Origin of the sequence: Achromobacter sp. MFA1 R4, from assembly GCF_900156745.1 — a bacterium.
Classification (GTDB): Bacteria; Pseudomonadota; Gammaproteobacteria; order Burkholderiales; family Burkholderiaceae_B; genus Achromobacter.
Genome location: NZ_LT707065.1, coordinates 683,662 through 701,181, shown reverse-complemented (window position 1 = coordinate 701,181; position 17,520 = coordinate 683,662). Strand labels below are relative to the sequence as shown.

The following is a 17,520-nucleotide window of genomic DNA, read 5'->3' as shown; positions in this document are numbered from 1 at the left end:
GTTCAGGCCGCGTGGGCGGCAGAATGGGAGGACTCGATGCCGAAGTCCTGCGGAAAATGGTTCAGCGCGGACAGCACCGGGTAGGGCGCCATGCCCCCCAGCGCGCACAGCGAACCGCCCAGCATCGTGTCGCACAGATCGCGCAGCAGGTGCACCTGCTGTTCGCGCTGCTCGCGGCTCTGGCCGCCGGCGGCGATCTTGTCGATGGTCTCCACGCCGCGCGTCGAGCCGATGCGGCAGGGCGTGCACTTGCCACAGGATTCGATGGCGCAGAACTCCATGGCGTAGCGCGCCATGCGCGCCATGTCCACGGTGTCGTCGAAGGCCACGAGGCCCCCGTGGCCGATCATGGCCGAGATCTGGACGTAGGCTTCGTAGTCCAGCGGCACGTCCCATTGCGATTCGGGCAGGTAAGCGCCCAGCGGGCCGCCGACCTGGACGGCGCGCAGCGGCCTGCCGGATGCGCTGCCCCCGCCAAAGCCGTACAGCAGGTCGCGCAGGCTCAGGCCAAAGGCCTTTTCCACCAGCCCGCCATGCTTGAGATTGCCCGCAAGCTGGAACGGCAGCGTGCCGTGCGAGCGGCCCACGCCGTAGTCGCGGTAATACGCCGCGCCCTTGGCCAGGATGATGGGCACGGTGGCCAGCGAGATCACGTTGTTGATGACGGTGGGCTTGCCGAACAGCCCGGAAATGGCCGGGAGCGGCGGCTTGGCGCGGACCACGCCGCGCTTGCCTTCCAGGCTTTCCAGCAAGGAGGTCTCTTCGCCGCAGATGTAGGCGCCGGCGCCCTTGCGCACTTCCAGGTCGAAGCGGCGGCCGCTGCCGTGCACGTCGTCGCCCAGCCAGCCGACGCTGCGCGCCCGCGCGATGGCGGCTTCCAGCGTGGCGATGGCGTGCGGGTATTCCGAGCGCACGTAGATGTAGCCGTAGGTCGCGCCCACCGCCAGGCCCGCGATGGTCATGCCTTCGATCAGGACGTACGGATCGCCTTCCATCAACAGGCGGTCGGCGAAGGTGCCGGAGTCGCCTTCGTCGGCGTTGCAGACGATGTACTTGGTGTCGCCGGGCGTGCCCGCGACGGTCTTCCATTTGATGCCGGTGGGAAAGGCCGCGCCGCCGCGGCCGCGCAGGCCGGATTCGACCATTTCGTCGACGATCTGGGCGGGGGGCATGGACAGCGCCCGCTTCAGGCCCTGCAGTCCGCCATGCGCGGCGTAGTCCTGCAGGGACAGCGGATCGATCACGCCGACGCGGGCGAAGGTCAGGCGTTCCTGCTGCTTGAGATAGGGGATTTGTTCGGTCGGGCCCAGGTGCAGCGGATGCTCGCCGCCGGTGTGGAAACCCGCGTCGAACAGCGACGCCACGTCTTCGGGCTGGACGGGACCATAGGCGATCCGGCCCTCGGGGGTGGCCACCTCGACCAGCGGCTCCAGCCACAGCAGGCCGCGCGAGCCGTTGCGCACCACCTGCACGGCCAGGCCGCGCTGGTCGGCGATGCGCTCTATGTCGCGCGCCACGGCGTCCGCGTCCATGGCCAGCGCCGCCGCGTCGCGCGGCACGTAGATGACGAGGGGGGCGCTCATGGCGTGTCCTCCAGCGTGCGGGCCAGCAGGCGGTCCAGCTTGGCTTCGGTGACGCGGGCGTGGGGCTGGCCGTCGATCATGACCGCCGGCGACTGGGCGCACAGGCCCAGGCAATAAACCGGCTCCAGGGTGAAGTTTCCGTCCCGGGTGCTGCCGTGGAAGTCGCATCCCAGCGCGGCGCGCGCATGGGCGGCCAGGCGTTCGCCGCCCATGGACTGGCAGGCCTCGGCGCGGCAGACCTCGAGCGTATGGCGCGCGGCCGGCTCGGTGCGGAAATGGGGGTAGAACGTGATGACGCCGTGGACTTCGGCGCGGGAGAGGTTCAGGGCCTCGGCGATGGTCTGCACCGCCTCGGCCGGAATACAGCCCAGCTCGTGCTGGACCGCATGCAGCACCGGCAGCAGCGGGCCGGGCTGGTCTTTGAGCCGGGCAAGGATGCGGGCCGTGGCCGCGATGGCCGGGGTGGGGGACGCCTGGGCGGCGTCCAGGGCGAGCTTGCCGCCCCGGGCTCCACCGCTGGATGCCAGATCGGATTTTGCCTCGCGCAGGTGCACGTCGGTCTCCTCCTGTGTTGTGTGACCCCATCAAGGGGGCGTATTGCGGGGCGGGATCGGACGCTGATTAATATGCTTTAAAAAACATATAAAACGCCCGTCTGCCTCATTATTTGTGTACTCTAACGGCGTACTTGAACGCCTTCAATAAGAAATAAATGACATATAAGTTCCGAATCGGCCTAAGGCCGCAATGGACGCTGGGCGGAGACGACGAGGCGGGGCCCGTGCCCTTGCAGGACATGCTCGCCCTGCTGGCGGCCATCGACGCCACCGGCAACATCTCGGGCGCCTGCCGCGCCTGCGGGCTGTCGTACCGGCACGCCTGGGGCGTGCTGCGCCGCTTCGAATCCATCTTCGGCACGCAACTGCTCATCACCAACCGCCGCCAGGGCACGCAGTTGTCGCCCTTTGCGCAGCGCCTGCTGTGGGCCAACCGCCGCATCGAGGCGCGGCTGATGCCCACGCTGGACAGCATGGCCTCGGAACTGCAAGAAGAACTGGAACGCCTGCTGCCCGAAAGCGGCCCGCACCTGCGCCTGCACGCCAGCCACGGCTTTGCGGTGGAATCCCTGATGCAGCACATGAGCGGGCGCACGCCGGGGCTGGAACTGCGCTATCGCACCGCGATCGAGGCGCTGGCCTCGCTGGAACGCCACGAATGCGACCTGGCCGGATTCCAGGTGCCGCTGGGCGATTTCGAGGCGCCCATCATGGAGCGCTACGCGCAGTGGCTGCACGCCGACGACTACATGCTGATCCACCTGGCCGTGCGCAATACGGGGCTATTCGTCACGGCGGGCAATCCCAAGCAGATCCGCGGCATGGCGGACCTGGCGCGCACGGACGTGCGTTTCGTGAACCGCCAGATCGGCTCCAGCACGCGCTATCTGGTGGGGCTGATGCTGCAGCGCGCAGGCGTGTCGATCGGCGAGGTGCAGGGTTACGAAACCAACGAGTTCACCCACATGGCGATTGCCGCGCACATCGCCAGCGGCATGGCGGACACGGGCGTGGGCGTGGAGACGGCGGCCTGCCGCTTCGGCCTGGACTTCATTCCGCTGGTGCGCGAGCGCTATTTTTTCGCCATCCGCAAGGCGTCGCTGGACACGCCCGCCATGCGCGACCTGCTGTCCATCATGCGCAGCCCGGATTATGTCGGTTACGTAGGCCAGCTCGTGGGCTACGATGCCCGCGACACGGGGCGGCTGCAGACGCTGGAAGAAGCCTTTCCGCGGGAGCGCGCGCCGCGATCCGCCGGGATATGATGTGGCCATGAGCAAAGTGATCTTCCTTGCCGATCATCGCGGCAGTCCGCCGGCCCCTCTGGCGCCGGGTGAACTGCCGCCGCACGGGCAGCCCGCGCTGGACCAGCGCGCGCGTCCGCTGCGCGATCTGCGCATTTCCGTCACCGACCGCTGCAACTTCCGCTGCACGTATTGCATGCCGCGCGAGGTCTTCGACAGCAGCTACAGCTTCATGCCGCATTCGGCCCTGCTGTCGTTCGAAGAAATCAGCCGGCTGGCCGGCATCTTCACGCAGCTCGGCGTCGAGAAGATCCGTCTCACGGGCGGCGAGCCCTTGCTGCGCAAGCACATCGAAAATCTGGTCGGCATGCTGGCCGACCTGCGCACGCCACACGGCCGTCCCCTGGACCTGACCCTCACCACCAACGGCAGCGTGCTGGCGCGCAAGGCCGCCGCACTGAAGGCCGCCGGGCTGACGCGTGTGACGGTCAGCCTGGACGCGCTGGATGCGTCGATGTTCCAGGACATGAGCGACAGCGGCTTCACGCCCGATGACGTGCTGCGCGGCATCGACGCCGCCGCCGACGCGGGCCTGGCGCCCGTGAAGGTCAACATGGTGGTGCGCAAGGGACTGAACGACGGGCAGATCCTGCCCATGGCCGAACGCTTTCGCCACAGCGGCCACATCCTGCGTTTCATCGAGTACATGGACGTGGGCAACAGCAACGGCTGGAACCTGAAAGAAGTGGTGCCCAGCCGTGACGTGCTGGACCGCATCGGCGCGGTGTATCCGCTGGAACCCGTGGAATCGACGGAGATGGGCCGCGTGGCCGAGCGCTGGCGCTACGTCGATGGCGGCGGCGAGATCGGCGTCATCTCCAGCGTCACGCATGCCTTCTGCGGCGGCTGTACGCGGGCGCGCCTGTCGCCCGAGGGCAAGCTCTACCTGTGCCTGTTCGCGCACGACGGCCACGACCTGCGCGCCCCGCTGCGCGACGGCGCGTCGGACCTGGAGCTGGCGCGCATCCTGGCGGGCATCTGGTCGGCGCGCGGCGACCGCTATTCCGAACTGCGCGGCCAGAACATGGCGGACCCCGCGCGCAAGATCGAGATGAGCTACATCGGTGGCTGAACTGGATCGCGGCGAGGTCGCGGGGCTGGTCCTCGCGGGCGGGCAGGGCTCGCGCATGAATGGCCAGGACAAGGGACTGGTCGTGCTGCACGGCGAACCCATGGTCGCGCACGTCGCGCGGCGTCTCGCGCCGCAAGTGGGCCGCCTCATCATCAGCGCAAATCGCCATGCGGACCGCTACGGGCGCTACGGCGAGGTCGTGGCCGACGGCGATCCCGGGCTGGGCGCCTGGCAAGGGCCGCTGATGGGAATCGCGGCGGCGTTGCAGGTCGTATGCCGGCAGCGTGCATCCGAGCCGGGAGGGGCTGCGTCGAACCTTGCTGCGTCGAACCCTGCTGCGTCGAACCTCGCCACGCCGCAATGGCTGGTGGTCGCGCCCTGCGACACGCCGTTCCTGCCCGCCGACATGGCAAGCCGCCTGATCGGCGCGGCGCTCGCGGCGCAGTCGCCCATGGCCTATGCCGTGGCGCACGGCCAGCGGCATTCGGCCTGCATGGCGCTGCGCACGTCGCTGCGCCCGGGACTGCTGGCCTACCTGCAAGGCGGCGATCGCAAGGTGGGGTTGTGGCAGGCCAGGACGGGCGCGGTCCAGGCGTTGTTCGACGACGCGCCGCCCCATGCCTTCATGAACGTCAACACGCCAGAAGACCTGGCGCAGGCCGAACGCTACGCCAGCCAGTGACGCAGGTCGTAGTACGCCACCCGGTCCCCGTCCCGCACCGGCACGTCCGCCGGCAGGCGCGCCAGCCCGGTGGCCCACGGCAGTGAGCTGATCACGCCCGACCCCTGGTGGCCGTAGGGCGCGAGTTCGCTGCCGCCATCGTCCGCGACGCGGCACTGCACGCGCAGGAATTCCTCGCGGCTATCCTGGCGCGGTTGCGCGGTGCGCAGCGGCAACTGGCTGACGGGCGGGAAGATCGCTTCGCGGCCCTGCATGCGGCGCATCAGCGGCGTCACCAGCGTGGCGAACACGGCATAGGCCGACACCGGATTGCCGGGCAGGCTGACCACGGGCTTGCCGTCGATCTGCGCCAGCGCCACCGGCTTGCCGGGCTTCATGCGCACCTTCCACAGCGACAGCTCGCCGCCCAGCGCGGCAAGCGCCGGCTTGACGAGATCGCGCTCGCCCACCGACACGCCGCCCACGCTCAGGACCAGGTCGCAATCGGCCAGCAGCGTCTTGAAGGCCTGCAGCAGATCGGCCTCGGTATCGCGGGCGTGCAGCACGTGGACGGGCTCGGCGCTCATGCCGCGCACCATCGCGGCCAGCATCGGGCCGTTCGAGTTGTAGATCTGTTCGGTGGCGCGCGGCTGGCCCGGCTGGACCAGTTCGTCGCCGGTGGTCAGGATGCCGACGCGAAGCTGGCCGTAGACGGGCACGGCCGCCATGCCTTGCGAGGCCAGCAGCGCGACGTGCGCGGCCTGCAGCAGCGTGCCCGCTGGCAGCAGCGCGGCGCCTGCCATGGTGTCCTCGCCGCGGCGGCGGATGTGCTGGCCCGGCCGGGGTTCGCGCGAGATCTGCACCTGGTTGTCGGCTTCGACGGCGTCCTCCTGCATGACCACCACGTCCGCGCCCGCGGGAATCACGCTGCCCGTGAAGAGGCGGATCGCGTGGCCGGGCTTCAGGGGTTCAGGCACGTCGCCCGCGTAGCAGCGCTGCTGGATCGGCAGGCGGGCTTGCGGGGTCCAGTCGGCCAGGCGCAGGGCATAGCCGTCCATCGCGCTGTTGTCGGCCGGCGGGATGTCCACGGTGGCGTCCAGGTGGCTGGCCAGCACCCGGCCGCAGGCCTGCGCCAGTTCGACGTGTTCGGTGCGTGGGAGGGGGCCGGCGGCATTGGCCAGCAGGGTCTGGGCTTGATCGAAATCCAGCATGGGTCAGGCTTCTTCTACGCGTTTTTTGAACTGCGAGGCGAAATTGCAGGGGCCGTGGCGGCTGTCGAGCTGCTCGCGCAGGATCTGCGCCCAGGCGGTCTCGCAGGCGTTGTTCGACCCGGGCAGGCAGAAGATCAGGGTGTTGTTGGCCGAGCCCGCGAACGCGCGCGACTGGATCGTGGAGCTGCCGATCTCCGTGTAGGAGATCTGGCGGAAGAGTTCGCCAAAGCCGGGAATCTCGCGGTCCAGCAGCGGCATGATGGCCTGCGGCGTGTAGTCGCGATGCGAGAAGCCGGTGCCGCCGGTGGTCAGGATGACCTGCACCTCGGGATCGGCGATCCAGTCGCTGATGACGCGGCGGATCTGGTAGATGTCGTCGCGCACGATGTCGCGCCGCACGCACTGGTGGCCGGCCTGCGCCAGGCTGTGCGCCAGCAGATTGCCCGAGGTGTCGTCGCCCGCGCTGCGGGTGTCGCTGACCGTCAGTACGCCGCAGCCCAGCGGGACCGGGGTGGCTTCGTTCATGGATTCTCCTTTTTGTCGGCGGTGTCTTCATCCCAGGAATCGGTGCGGTCCTGGTCGGATTGACGCTGTTCCACCCAGAAGCTGCTGCCGCCCGCCAGGGTTTCACGCTTCCAGAAGGGCGCGCGCGTCTTGAGCGCGTCGATGATGTATTCGCAGCCGCGGAAGGCGTCGCCGCGATGGGCGCTGGCCGCCGCCACGAACACGATCTGCGCGTTGCGATGCAGCGCGCCCACCCGGTGCACGATGACGGTGCCGGCCAGGTTCCAGCGCGCGCGGGCCGTGGCGGCGATGTCCTCGAGCTCGCGTTCGCACATGCCCGGGTAGTGTTCAAGAAACAGCGTGTCGGTGGGCGTGTCCGGCGCGTAATCGCGCACGTAGCCCACGAAGGTCACGATGCCGCCGACGCCGGGGCCGGCGGATTCCCGCAGTCCCGCGGTCAGCGCGGCGGCGTCGAAGTCGGCTTCCTGCACGCGGATCATGGCGTCAGCCTCCGGTGACCGGTTCGAACACGGCGACCTCGTCGCCCGCGCGGATGGGCGCGGTCGGCTTGGCGTGGGTCTGGTTGATGGCCAGTTTCAGCCGCGCGGCCGGTTCAAGCTGGGGATAGCGTTCCCCCAGCGCGGCGAGCAACTGCGCGCCGGTGGATTCGCCCTGCACGGGCCACGCTTCGGCGCGCTTGCCGACCAGTTCGGCCACGCGCGCGAAGTACAGAAGGTTAATCGTTGCGCCATTCACCGCTTTTGCCTCCCGCCTTGTACTTAAGGCGAACTTGTTCGATCACGATGCCCTTGTCGGCGGCCTTGCACATGTCGTAGATGGTCAGGGCCGCCACGCTGCACGCCATCATGGCTTCCATTTCGACGCCGGTCTTGTAGCTGGTGCGGCACGTGGCCAGGATGTCGATGCGATGCTCGGCGTCGTCCAGCGAGAACTCCACGCCGACGAAGGCCAGCGGCAGGCTGTGGCACAGCGGGATCATGTCGGCGCAGCGCTTGGCGGCCAGGATGGCGGCCACGCGCGCGGTATTGAGCACTTCACCCTTGCCCTGGCCCGGCTGGGTCAAGAGGCCATAGGCCACGGCGTTCATGCGGATGCTGGCGGCGGCGACGGCCACCCGCTCGGTGTCCGTCTTGGCGATGACGTCGACCATGCGGACCTGGCCGGCTTCGTCCAGGTGGCTCAGGGTGGGGGTGGACGTGGACATGGAATCGGGACCAAGAATTGTTAATGAATGAAAAGAGCGGGGCCCGGCAGGCCGGGCGGGACCGCTGTTACGCCTATGATAGACGAGCAGTAGAGGGGGCGCGATAATCGCGCCTGTAGTCAGCGGAAGGACGAAAATCGCCTTCAATATGGTTCAGGAGACTTTCGATGCCCGTGCGGATGCCCAAGCTACGGTTCACCCGACGCGCCGGCAAGATTCTCCTGGGTATTGTGGCGTTCGTGCTGATACTGTTTGGCGTTGCCGCCTGGCAGGTGCCGAAGGTCCTGCATGGCGTCCTGACCGACGATGTCTCGAAGATGATCGGACGCGACGTTTCCGTTGGCAAGATCACCTTCAATCCCTTCACGCTGACCATCCGCGCGCAGGACCTGGCCGTGGCCCAGCCCGGCGCGCAGACGCCGCTCCTGACCCTGGCCGAACTGGACGCCAGCGCGTCGTGGACATCGCTGTTCTGGTTCGCGCCGGTGGTCGATCGTCTGACGCTGCGCCAGCCTAACATCGCCATCGTCCGCGAAGACGTCCTGCGGTTCAATTTCTCTGACATAGAACAACGCGTGGCCGAATTGACGGCCGCCAAGCCCGACGAGCCGCCCAAGCCGGACGAAGGTCTGCCGCGCTTTTCGCTCAACAACATGGTGATCGAGGACGGCACCGTCACGCTGGACGACAAGGTCACCGGGCGCAAGCAGGTCGTGGACGAGTTCACCATCGGCGTGCCGTTCATCTCCACCTTCGGCTACGCCACCGACATCGACGTGCAGCCGCGCCTGCATCTGCGCATCAACGGCAGTCCCTTCGACCTGACCGGCGTGGCGCGTCCGTTCGACGTGGTGCCCTCGTCCACGCTGCGCGTGGCCTTCGATGGCCTGCAACTGGAAAAGTGGGCCGACGTCTGGCCCATGCCGCTGCCGTTCAAGGTGCAAAGCGCGCTGCTGGACTCGAACCTGCAGGTCGTCTTCGAGCAGCCCAAGGACGCGCCGCCCAAGATCCGCATCGTCGGCGACGTGGGCTTGCGCCGCCTGGACCTGCGCGACCCGGCCGGCGGCGACCTGGCGGCCTGGAGCGCGTTGACCGTCAGCCGGCTGGAACTGGAGCCGATCGCCCGCCAGGTGTATATCGGCGAAATCGGCCTGTGGGCGCCGCAGGTCCACGTGCGGCGCCAGGCCAATGCCAACCTCAACTGGCAGGACGTCGTCGCCGGGCTGAAGGCGCTGGGCGGCGTGGAACCGGCCGCCACGCCGCTGCGGGACGAAATGCGCAAGGCAAGCGGGCTCAAGCCCAGGGCCGCTGGCGAGCCGCCGGCGCCCGCCTCCGTCGCTGCGCCGCCCGCGGACCCGTCCGCAGTCCCCCCCGCAGTCCCCCCCGCAGTCCCCCCCGCAGCCCCCGCCGCAGCCCCCGCCGCAGCCCCCGCTGCAGATCCCCCCGCGCCCGCCGAATGGAAGGTCACGCTCGACGCCTTCAACCTGCATGAAGGCGAGGTCTACGTCGCCGACGCGATCAGCAAGCTGGACTACGTGATGACCGGCCTGGCCGCCACCGTCGAAGGCGTGGAGCTGCCGCAGCAGCCGGACCGGCCCATCAATCTGTGGCTGACCATGGACAACAGCGCCGACGGCGGCTGGCTGCGCGCCAAGGGGCCGCTGGTGATCAAGCCGCTGTCGCTCGACATGGACGTGCGGCTGGGCAATGTGGCGCTGGCGCCGCTGGCGCCGGCCGTGCGCAGCGCGGCCCCGGTCACGCTGCTCGATGGCCGGCTGGCCGCCACCGCGCAGGTCCACGTGCGCGAGAAGGGCGGCGCGGTCGATGCGTCCGCCACGGCCGTGCAGGCCGACCTCACGCAATTCAAGGCCCGCGACGAATCGCTCCGGCCCGCGCTGGACGTTGCCCTGCAAAGCCTGCGCGTCACGGCCGACCGCCTCGCGCCGGGGCCGGGCGCCAGCAATTTCACGCTGGCCGCGGCCGGCATCCAGGGCAACGGCAAGCTGGACCTCAAGGGCGTGCTGACCCCGCAGCCGCTCACGCTCAAGACGTCCGTGGCCCTCTCGGGGCTGAACGTCGCCTCGTTCGCGCCGTATTTCGCCTCCAGCCTGAACGCCACCGTCCGCGCCGTCACGCTGGGCGCCCAAGGCAACGCCGAATTCGCCGCCGCCTCGGGCGCGGCGCCGATGAAGGCTGCCTGGAAGGGTGCCGTCGACGTCACCGACCTGGACCTCCAAGACCGCGTGAACCAGGACGACTTCCTGAACTGGAAACGCCTGGGCCTGACCGGCATGGACATCGCCGTGGCGGGCGACCGGATCGTCGCCCGGCTGGGCGACATCGCCCTGGAAGACTTCTATGGCCGCATCCTGCTCAACGCCCAAGGCCGGCTGAATGTCATGGACCTGGTGGCCGCGCCCGGCCAGGCCGGCGGCTCCATCACGCAGGACACGCAGACGCCCGGCCGCAGCGCCGAACCGCCGCCCGCATCCGCTGCGCCCGCCGCCTCCGCCAAGGGCAGCGGCGCCGCATCCATGCCCGACATCTCGGTCAACAGTGTCACGCTGACCCGCGGCCGCATGACCTTCACCGACCGCTTCGTCAAGCCCAATTACGTGGCCGAGCTGTCCAGCATCGAGGGCGGCATCTCCGCCGTGTCCTCCACCAATCCCCAGCCCGCCAAGGTCAAGGTCACGGGACGGGTGTACACGACCGCGCCGCTGTCCATCAGCGGGGTGGTGCAGCCGTTCGCCAAATATCTGTCGCTGGACCTGAAGGCGTCGGCCAAGGGCGTCGACCTGCCGCGGTTCAACACGTATTCGGCCAAGTACGTGGGTTATCCCATCAAGCGCGGCAAGCTGTCGGTCGACCTGGAATACAAAATCAAGAACCGCGCCCTGCAGGCCACCAACCATGTGGTGCTCAACCAGCTCACGTTCGGCGACAAGACCAACAGTCCCGACGCCACCAAGCTGCCGGTGCTGCTGGCCGTCGCGCTGCTCAAGGACTCGCGCGGCAACATCGACATCAACCTGCCGATCTCCGGCTCGCTGGACGACCCCGAATTCTCCGTCGGCGGAATCGTGGTGCGCGTGCTGATGAACCTGGTGGTCAAGGCGGTGACTTCGCCCTTCAGCCTGCTCGCCTCGGCGTTCGGCAGCGGCGAAGAGCTGTCTTACGTCGAATTCGCGCCCGGCAGCGCCGTCCTCACCGACGACTCGCTGCAGCGCATCGACACGCTCATCAAGGCGCTGACCGACCGGCCGGCGCTGAAGATGGACATCAGCGGCCGCGCGGACCCCAAGACCGACAGCGAAGGCCTGCGGCAGGCCTGGGTCGACGCCCGGATCCGCGGCGCCAAGGCCGCCGACGTCGCGCCGCGCGGCAAGAAGCCCAATCCGGCGGGCGTCGAGGTGTCGGGCGCCGAACGCCCCAAATACCTCGAAGCGGTCTACGATGACACCGACCTCAAGGACAAACCGCGCAATTTCATCGGCATGGCCAAATCCGTTCCGGCCGCGCAGATGGAGGCCATGCTGCGCGCCGCGGCCCCGGTCGGCGAGGAACAACTGCGCCAACTGGCCGATGCCCGTGCGCAGGCGGTTTATGAGAAGTTGCAAGCCCAGGAAGGACTCGCGGATCGCGTGTTCATCGTTGCGCCGCAGCTGGACGCCGATGGCATCAAGGACGAGGGGCAACCCTCGCGCGTGGACTTCTCCCTGAAGTGAACTCGGCAGGCCCAGGCGGGGCGCGAGGCGCGTCCCTGCCGCGCCCGCTTTTTCCAGGAGATGCTCGATGAAAGACCAGGACGCGCAGTTCGACAGCCTGCTCCCGCCCTTGCGGCTGGACCGGCGAGGCTTCATTGCCACCACCGTGGCGGCGGGGTTCTCGCTGGCGGCAGGACCGGCGGCGGCGCAGACCGCCATCGCCACGGACGCCAAGGGCCTCGTGGCCGGCAAGATCGACATTCCGGCGCCGGACGGCAAGATCCCCGCCTACCGCGCCGCGCCCGAGGGCAAGAAGGACCTGCCCACGCTCATCGTCGTGCAGGAAATCTTTGGCGTGCATGAGTACATCCAGGACGTCTGCCGCCGCCTGGCCCACCGGGGCTATCTCGCCATCGCGCCGGAACTGTATGCGCGCCAGGGCGACCCGTCCAAATACACCGAGATCCCCAAGCTGCAGGCGGAAGTGGTCAGCAAGGTCCCGGACAAGCAGGTCATCGCGGACCTGGACGCCACCGCCGCCTGGGCCGCCGCCAACGGCGGCAACCCCGACAGGCTGGGCATCCTGGGCTTCTGCTGGGGCGGCCGCCAGGTCTGGCTGTACGCCGCCCACAACCCCAGGCTCAAGGCCGGCGCCGCCTGGTACGGCCAATTGGCGGGCGAACCCACCGAGCTCAAGCCCAAGTCCGCGCTGGCCATCGTCAATGACCTCAAGGCCCCGGTCCTGGGCGCCTATGGCGGCAAGGATGCCGGCATCTCGCAGGCCGACGTGGATCGCATGCGCGTGGAACTGGCCAAGGGCTCCGCGGCCGCGAAGGCGTCGCGCATCGACATCTACCCCGACGCGCCGCACGCGTTCCACGCGGACTATCGCCCGTCCTATCGGAAGGCCGAGGCGGAACAGGCCTGGGTCCGGATGCTGGATTGGTTCAAGCAGCACGGGCTGTAAGCCCTAGGGGGGGCGTGCCGGGGCAGGGGCGTCTGGCGTTTGGCGGCGCGGCGCCGGGCGCGTGGCGCGGACCTACCGCGCCTTCTCTCCCGGCAGCCCGTCGCCAACCTCCGCAAAACCCCGCTTCATGCCCTCGTATGTCATGACCCGCTCGCTCTGGAAGCCGCCCAGCACGCCCCGGCACCCGTCGACACCGGAACGCTTCATGTCGTCCATCATCGTCTTGCCTTCGGCCTGGCCCTTCTTGAACAGGGCGTCATAGTTGCCGGCCGCAAACTGGTACTCGTCGGCATAACGCATCAGGTTTTTGCGCGCCGTGTCCTGGTGTTGCGCCAGGTCGGGTTCGGACGCCCCGCACGCGCGCGCCGCGCCATTGGAGGCGCCCGCCGCGATGACGAAGGAATCGTATTGGGCCTGTTCGGCGGCGTCCGGAGCCGCCCAGGCCGGGGCGGCGGCGGCCAGCATCCATGCCAGCCCGGTCAGGATCTTGCGCATCGAAAGTCTCCCGGTGAGGCCCGGCGCGGCACACGGCCTTTCGCGGCGGCGGCGGGCAATGTCTCTCTACCACGCGATTATGGCAAGCGGGCGTTTCCGGCTCGTGTGGGTGCGGTGTGGAGTCGTTTCAGACTGTTCATCTTCTTTTCCCCCGCCGCCAAAGGCAGCAGGCCGGCCGCGCACGAACTATGATGGGGGCTGTGAGGCGCTCTTGCCTCAATGCATTGCCCCCTTTTACCTTGGAGATCTACATGACGATCAAAGTCGGCGACCGCGTGCCCGATGGCACGCTGACCGAATTCATCGAGACCGAAACCGCCGGTTGCTCGCTCGGCCCCAACGCGTTCCAGGTCGCCGACCTGACCCGCGGCAAGACCATCGCGCTCTTTGCCGTGCCCGGCGCCTTCACGCCCACCTGCTCGGCCAAGCACCTGCCGGGCTACGTCGAACAGGCCGACGCCCTCAAGGCCAAGGGCATCGATGAGATCTGGTGCGTGTCCGTCAACGACGCGTTCGTCATGGGCGCGTGGGGACGCGAACAGAAGACCGAAGGCAAGGTCCGCATGCTGGCCGACGGCTCCGCGCTGTGGACCAAGGAACTCGGCCTCGAACTGGACCTCGTCCAGCGCGGCATGGGCGTGCGCTCGCAGCGCTACTCCGCCCTGATCGTCGACGGCGTCGTGAAGCAGCTCAACGTGGAAGCGCCTGGCAAGTTCGAAGTCAGCGACGCGGCCACGATGCTCTCGCAAGCCTGATCCCCGCAGTTCCCCGTTTTACCGCGTGACGCGCGGGCCGCCCCGGCGGCCCGCCGCGCCAGCGCCAGCAGCGGTTGTCGACGCCATGCTCTCCACGATTTCCTCGTTTTCGTCGCTCTATTTCGCGACCTTGCTGATGCTCATCGGCACGGGTCTCTTCAACACCTACATGGGCCTGAGGCTGACCGCGCAGTCCGTCAGCGAAGTGTGGATCGGCGTCCTGATCGCCGGCTACTACCTCGGCCTCGTGTGCGGCGCACGCCTCGGGCACAAGCTCATCATCCGCGTCGGCCACATCCGTGCGTTCGTCGCGTGCGCGGCCATCGCCACCAGCATGATCCTGGCGCAGACGCTGGTCGACTCCATGCCGATGTGGCTGGTGTTTCGCATCATCTCCGGCATCGTCATGGTGACCGAGTTCATGGTCATCGAAAGCTGGCTCAACGAACAGACCGAAAACCACCAGCGCGGGCGTGTGTTCTCCGTCTACATGGTCGTGTCCGGGCTGGGCACGGTGCTAGGACAGTTGGCGCTCACGGCCTACGCCACGCTGGATCTGCGTCCGCTGACCCTGGTGGCCATGTGCCTGGTGCTGTGCCTGGTGCCGCTGGCTGTCACGGCCCGGTCGCACCCGCCCACGCCGCTGCCCGCACCGCTGGATATACGGTTCTTCATGCGGCGCGTGCCGCTGTCCATGACGGTGCTCTTCGTGGCGGGCAACCTGTCAGGCGCTTTTTATGGGCTGGCCGCCGTCTATGGCGCCAAGCACGGGCTGTCCACGTCGCAGGCCGCCGTTTTCGTCGCGGCCGCCGTCACGGCGGGGCTGCTGTCGCAGTGGCCCATGGGCTGGCTGTCCGACCGCATCAACCGCGCGGGCCTCATCCGCTTCAATGCCTTGCTGCTGGTCCTGCTGCCCACCGTCATGTGGGGCTGGATCGCGCTGCCGTTCTGGGCGCTGGTCGCCATGTCCTGCGTCTTCGGCATCCTGCAGTTCACGCTCTATCCGCTGGGCGCGGCGTTTGCCAACGACCACGTCGAGTCCGAGCGGCGCGTCAGCCTGTCGGCGGTGCTGCTCATGACCTATGGCGTGGGGGCCTGTGTAGGCCCGATGATCGCGGGCGTGATGATGTCGTGGGGCGGTCCCAGCATGTACTACGTGTTCATCTCGGCCTGCGCCGTGATCCTGGTATGGCAGGTGCGTCCCACGCGCGTCACCGGCGCGCACCAGGTCCAGGAGGCGCCGACGCATTTCGTGCCTATGCCCGATACGCTCCAGAGCTCGCCGGCAGCCGCGGTGCTGGATCCGCGGGTGGATCCGGAGAACGACATCGCCATGGAAATGGTGCAGCCCGATCCCTCCGCGGCGCCCGCGCCGCCCGAACCCGTGGGCGACCCGTCGCCGGCCGACGCGCAGGGCGCCGAGGCGGCGCCGGACCCCGTGGCCGACGTCGAAACCGAGGCCGAACCCGAGCGGCAGGTCCGCACGGGCACCTGATCCGCCCTCACTCGGGCATTGCCAGCCGCATCATTGCCACGGGGCCGTCACCAGCGCTTCACCAGGGCGTCATCAGCAGGATGGCGGACAGCGCCAGCGCGATGCCCAGCCCATTCACGCGCGTCAGCGGTTCGCGAAACGCCAGGGCGCCCACCAGGGTGCCCAGCGTGATCACCCCCATGTTCATCGACGCGAAAACCAGCGCCGGATGGTCGGGCAAGGACTGGTGGGCCCGCACGTAGGTCAGGATATTGCCGAAATTGGCCAGCCCCAGCGCCACGCCGGCGGCCAGATGGCGTCCCTGCCAGCGCACGCGGCGCCACAGCAGATAGGCCAGCATCAGCGCGCCCGCCATCAGGAACGACACCAGCAGCCCGCCCGAGAACGCGGTGCCGGCGCGCGCAAGCTGCTTGAACAGGATGTCGATCACCCCATAGCCCGCCCACACCACCAGTGGCCACAGCCACATCGCGCGCCGGTCTTGCGCCGCGGTGGACTCGGACAGGCGGATGCGCGGCGGCTGGCGCAGCAGGCAGAACAGGGCGGTGAAGGCCAGCAGGATCGCCGCCAGCTTGCGTCCAGTGACCGGCTCGCCGAAAAACAGGAAGGCCGCGAGGAGCGGAATGAAGAGCGACAGGCGCTGCGCGGCGTCGCTGCGCACGATGCCGGCGTGCCGCAGCGCCGCCGCCATCGCCAGGAACACGCTGGGCAGCAGCACGCCCAGCGCCGCCAGCACCATCCAGGGCGTCTGGGGCGCCAGCAGGCGGGCGGGATCGGGACGCAGCACCAGCCAGCAGAGCAGGGCGGCCACGGCGTAGTTCATGGCGATGGCCTGGCGCACGTCCACCTGCCAGCGCCGCGCCAGCTTGAGCATCACCGCCACGGTGACACTGCACGCGACGCTGGCCGCCAAATACATCAGGCCCGGCGTCAACGGCATGATTCGATCTCCCCGTGGCCATGGCCGTGGCCGGCCGCATCGACCCGCATGCCCAGACGCTCCAGCAGGCGCTGGTCGGCCTCGATCTGCGGGTTCGCCGTGGTCAGCAGCGCGTCGCCGTAGAACATGGAGTTGGCGCCGGCCATGAAGCACAGCGCCTGCAGCGCGTCGTCCATGGCCTCGCGCCCGGCCGACAGCCGCACGGCGGCGCGCGGCATGGCGATGCGCGCCACGGCGATCGTGCGGACGAACTCGAACGGGTCCAGCGCCTGCACGCCCGACAGCGGCGTGCCTTCGACCTGCACCAGGTTGTTGATCGGCACGGACTCGGGGTAGGGCTCCATGCTGGCCAGCTGTGCGATCAGGCCCGCGCGCTCGCGGCGCGATTCGCCCATGCCCACGATGCCGCCGCAGCACACGCTGATGCCGGCGTCGCGCACGCGGTCCAGCGTGTCCAGCCGATCCTGGTAGGTGCGCGTCGAAATGATCTTTCCGTAGAACTCGGGCGAGGTGTCCAGGTTGTGGTTGTAGTAGTCCAGCCCGGCCTGCTTGAGCTGTTCGGCCTGGCCGTCGCGCAGCATGCCCAGCGTCACGCAGGTCTCCAGGCCCAGCGCCTTGACCGCGGTGACCATCTCGGCCACGGCGTCCAGGTGATGCGGCTTGGGACTGCGCCAGGCGGCGCCCATGCAAAAGCGCTGCGCGCCGCTGGCCTGCGCCGCGCGCGCCGCGGCCACCACGTCCGCCAGCGGCATGAGCTTGTCGGCGTCCACGCCGGTGTCGTAGTGCGACGATTGCGGGCAGTAGGCGCAGTCCTCCGGACAGCCGCCGGTCTTGATCGACAGCAGGCTGGAGAGCTGGATGACGTTGGGGTCGAAATGGGCGCGGTGCGTCTGCTGCGCCCGATGCAGCAGGTCCATGAACGGCAGCGCGTAGAGCGCCAGGATGTCGTCGGCGGTCCATGCCGGGGCAGTCTGGCGCTTGGGCGCCGTCGGGAAGGGGATATACGCGGTCTGCAAGGTCTGGCTCCTTCGTTCGTGCTCGATT

General features: G+C 68.7%; 17 protein-coding genes. 7 read left to right on the top strand and 10 right to left on the bottom strand.

The features are described 5' to 3' along the window. Positions 1-2: 2 nt before the first annotated feature. Both BXA00_RS03220 and BXA00_RS03215 read right to left on the bottom strand, forming a co-directional pair. Positions 3-1,583, bottom strand: coding sequence for an NADH-quinone oxidoreductase subunit NuoF (locus BXA00_RS03220; protein WP_076516150.1), 1,581 nt, complete (start codon positions 1,581-1,583; stop codon positions 3-5). Next, positions 1,580-2,137 (bottom strand): formate dehydrogenase subunit gamma, encoded by a 558-nt coding sequence (locus tag BXA00_RS03215; protein WP_076516148.1) that lies wholly within the window; start codon positions 2,135-2,137, stop codon positions 1,580-1,582. Before BXA00_RS03215 ends, BXA00_RS03220 begins: the two co-directional genes overlap by 4 nt. Positions 2,138-2,295: 158 nt before the next feature. Between BXA00_RS03215 and BXA00_RS03210 the strand changes: the two genes are divergently transcribed. From BXA00_RS03210 to mobA, 3 genes are read left to right on the top strand one after another with little or no spacing between them, the layout of a single operon-like run. Continuing rightward, complete coding sequence (locus BXA00_RS03210; RefSeq protein WP_076516146.1) at positions 2,296-3,405, top strand: substrate-binding domain-containing protein; 1,110 nt, start codon at positions 2,296-2,298, stop codon at positions 3,403-3,405. A gap of 7 nt (positions 3,406-3,412) precedes the next feature. After that, a complete protein-coding gene (gene moaA / locus BXA00_RS03205) occupies positions 3,413-4,516 on the top strand; it encodes a GTP 3',8-cyclase MoaA (protein WP_076516144.1) in 1,104 nt (367 codons plus the stop codon). Further along, positions 4,509-5,198, top strand: coding sequence for a molybdenum cofactor guanylyltransferase MobA (gene mobA, locus BXA00_RS03200; protein ID WP_083714152.1), 690 nt, complete (start codon positions 4,509-4,511; stop codon positions 5,196-5,198). Before moaA ends, mobA begins: the two co-directional genes overlap by 8 nt. On the opposite strand, the gene glp is transcribed toward mobA, so the two are convergent. The 5 genes from glp to moaC are packed head-to-tail and all read right to left on the bottom strand — an operon-like array spanning position 5,183 to position 8,117. Beyond that, positions 5,183-6,388 (bottom strand): gephyrin-like molybdotransferase Glp, encoded by a 1,206-nt coding sequence (glp, locus tag BXA00_RS03195; protein WP_076516142.1) that lies wholly within the window; start codon positions 6,386-6,388, stop codon positions 5,183-5,185. The genes mobA and glp overlap by 16 nt on opposite strands. A 3-nt stretch (positions 6,389-6,391) precedes the next feature. Then, positions 6,392-6,913 (bottom strand): molybdenum cofactor biosynthesis protein B, encoded by a 522-nt coding sequence (gene moaB, locus BXA00_RS03190; protein WP_076516140.1) that lies wholly within the window; start codon positions 6,911-6,913, stop codon positions 6,392-6,394. Next, complete coding sequence (locus BXA00_RS03185; protein WP_076516138.1) at positions 6,910-7,392, bottom strand: molybdenum cofactor biosynthesis protein MoaE; 483 nt, start codon at positions 7,390-7,392, stop codon at positions 6,910-6,912. Before BXA00_RS03185 ends, moaB begins: the two co-directional genes overlap by 4 nt. A gap of 4 nt (positions 7,393-7,396) precedes the next feature. Next, positions 7,397-7,648 (bottom strand): MoaD/ThiS family protein, encoded by a 252-nt coding sequence (locus BXA00_RS03180; protein ID WP_076516136.1) that lies wholly within the window; start codon positions 7,646-7,648, stop codon positions 7,397-7,399. Continuing rightward, positions 7,629-8,117, bottom strand: a complete 489-nt coding sequence (gene moaC / locus BXA00_RS03175; RefSeq protein ID WP_076516134.1) for a cyclic pyranopterin monophosphate synthase MoaC — start codon at positions 8,115-8,117, stop codon at positions 7,629-7,631. Before moaC ends, BXA00_RS03180 begins: the two co-directional genes overlap by 20 nt. A 167-nt stretch (positions 8,118-8,284) precedes the next feature. On the opposite strand from moaC, the gene BXA00_RS03170 reads away from it, so the two are divergent. Then, a complete protein-coding gene (locus BXA00_RS03170; RefSeq protein WP_076516131.1) occupies positions 8,285-11,845 on the top strand; it encodes a DUF748 domain-containing protein in 3,561 nt (1,186 codons plus the stop codon). A gap of 67 nt (positions 11,846-11,912) precedes the next feature. Further along, complete coding sequence (locus BXA00_RS03165; RefSeq protein ID WP_076516129.1) at positions 11,913-12,791, top strand: dienelactone hydrolase family protein; 879 nt, start codon at positions 11,913-11,915, stop codon at positions 12,789-12,791. A 72-nt stretch (positions 12,792-12,863) separates the two neighbouring features. Here BXA00_RS03165 and BXA00_RS03160 read toward each other — a convergent pair whose 3' ends face one another. Further along, positions 12,864-13,286, bottom strand: a complete 423-nt coding sequence (locus tag BXA00_RS03160; RefSeq protein ID WP_076516127.1) for a hypothetical protein — start codon at positions 13,284-13,286, stop codon at positions 12,864-12,866. Between the two features lie 251 nt (positions 13,287-13,537). Here BXA00_RS03160 and BXA00_RS03155 point away from each other — a divergent pair, with 251 nt between their 5' ends. Further along, entirely contained in the window at positions 13,538-14,041 is a 504-nt protein-coding gene (locus BXA00_RS03155; RefSeq protein ID WP_076516125.1) for a peroxiredoxin, read from the top strand. Positions 14,042-14,126: 85 nt separating this feature from the next. After that, on the top strand, positions 14,127-15,536 hold the full coding sequence (locus BXA00_RS03150) for an MFS transporter (RefSeq protein ID WP_076516123.1): 1,410 nt from the start codon (positions 14,127-14,129) through the stop codon (positions 15,534-15,536). Between the two features lie 58 nt (positions 15,537-15,594). Here the strand turns inward: BXA00_RS03150 and BXA00_RS03145 are convergent, their stop codons facing one another. Together BXA00_RS03145 and bioB are read right to left on the bottom strand one after the other, a co-directional pair. Beyond that, on the bottom strand, positions 15,595-16,470 hold the full coding sequence (locus tag BXA00_RS03145) for a DMT family transporter (protein ID WP_076521766.1): 876 nt from the start codon (positions 16,468-16,470) through the stop codon (positions 15,595-15,597). Then, positions 16,467-17,492, bottom strand: a complete 1,026-nt coding sequence (gene bioB / locus BXA00_RS03140; RefSeq protein WP_076516121.1) for a biotin synthase BioB — start codon at positions 17,490-17,492, stop codon at positions 16,467-16,469. Before bioB ends, BXA00_RS03145 begins: the two co-directional genes overlap by 4 nt. Positions 17,493-17,520 lie beyond the last annotated feature (28 nt).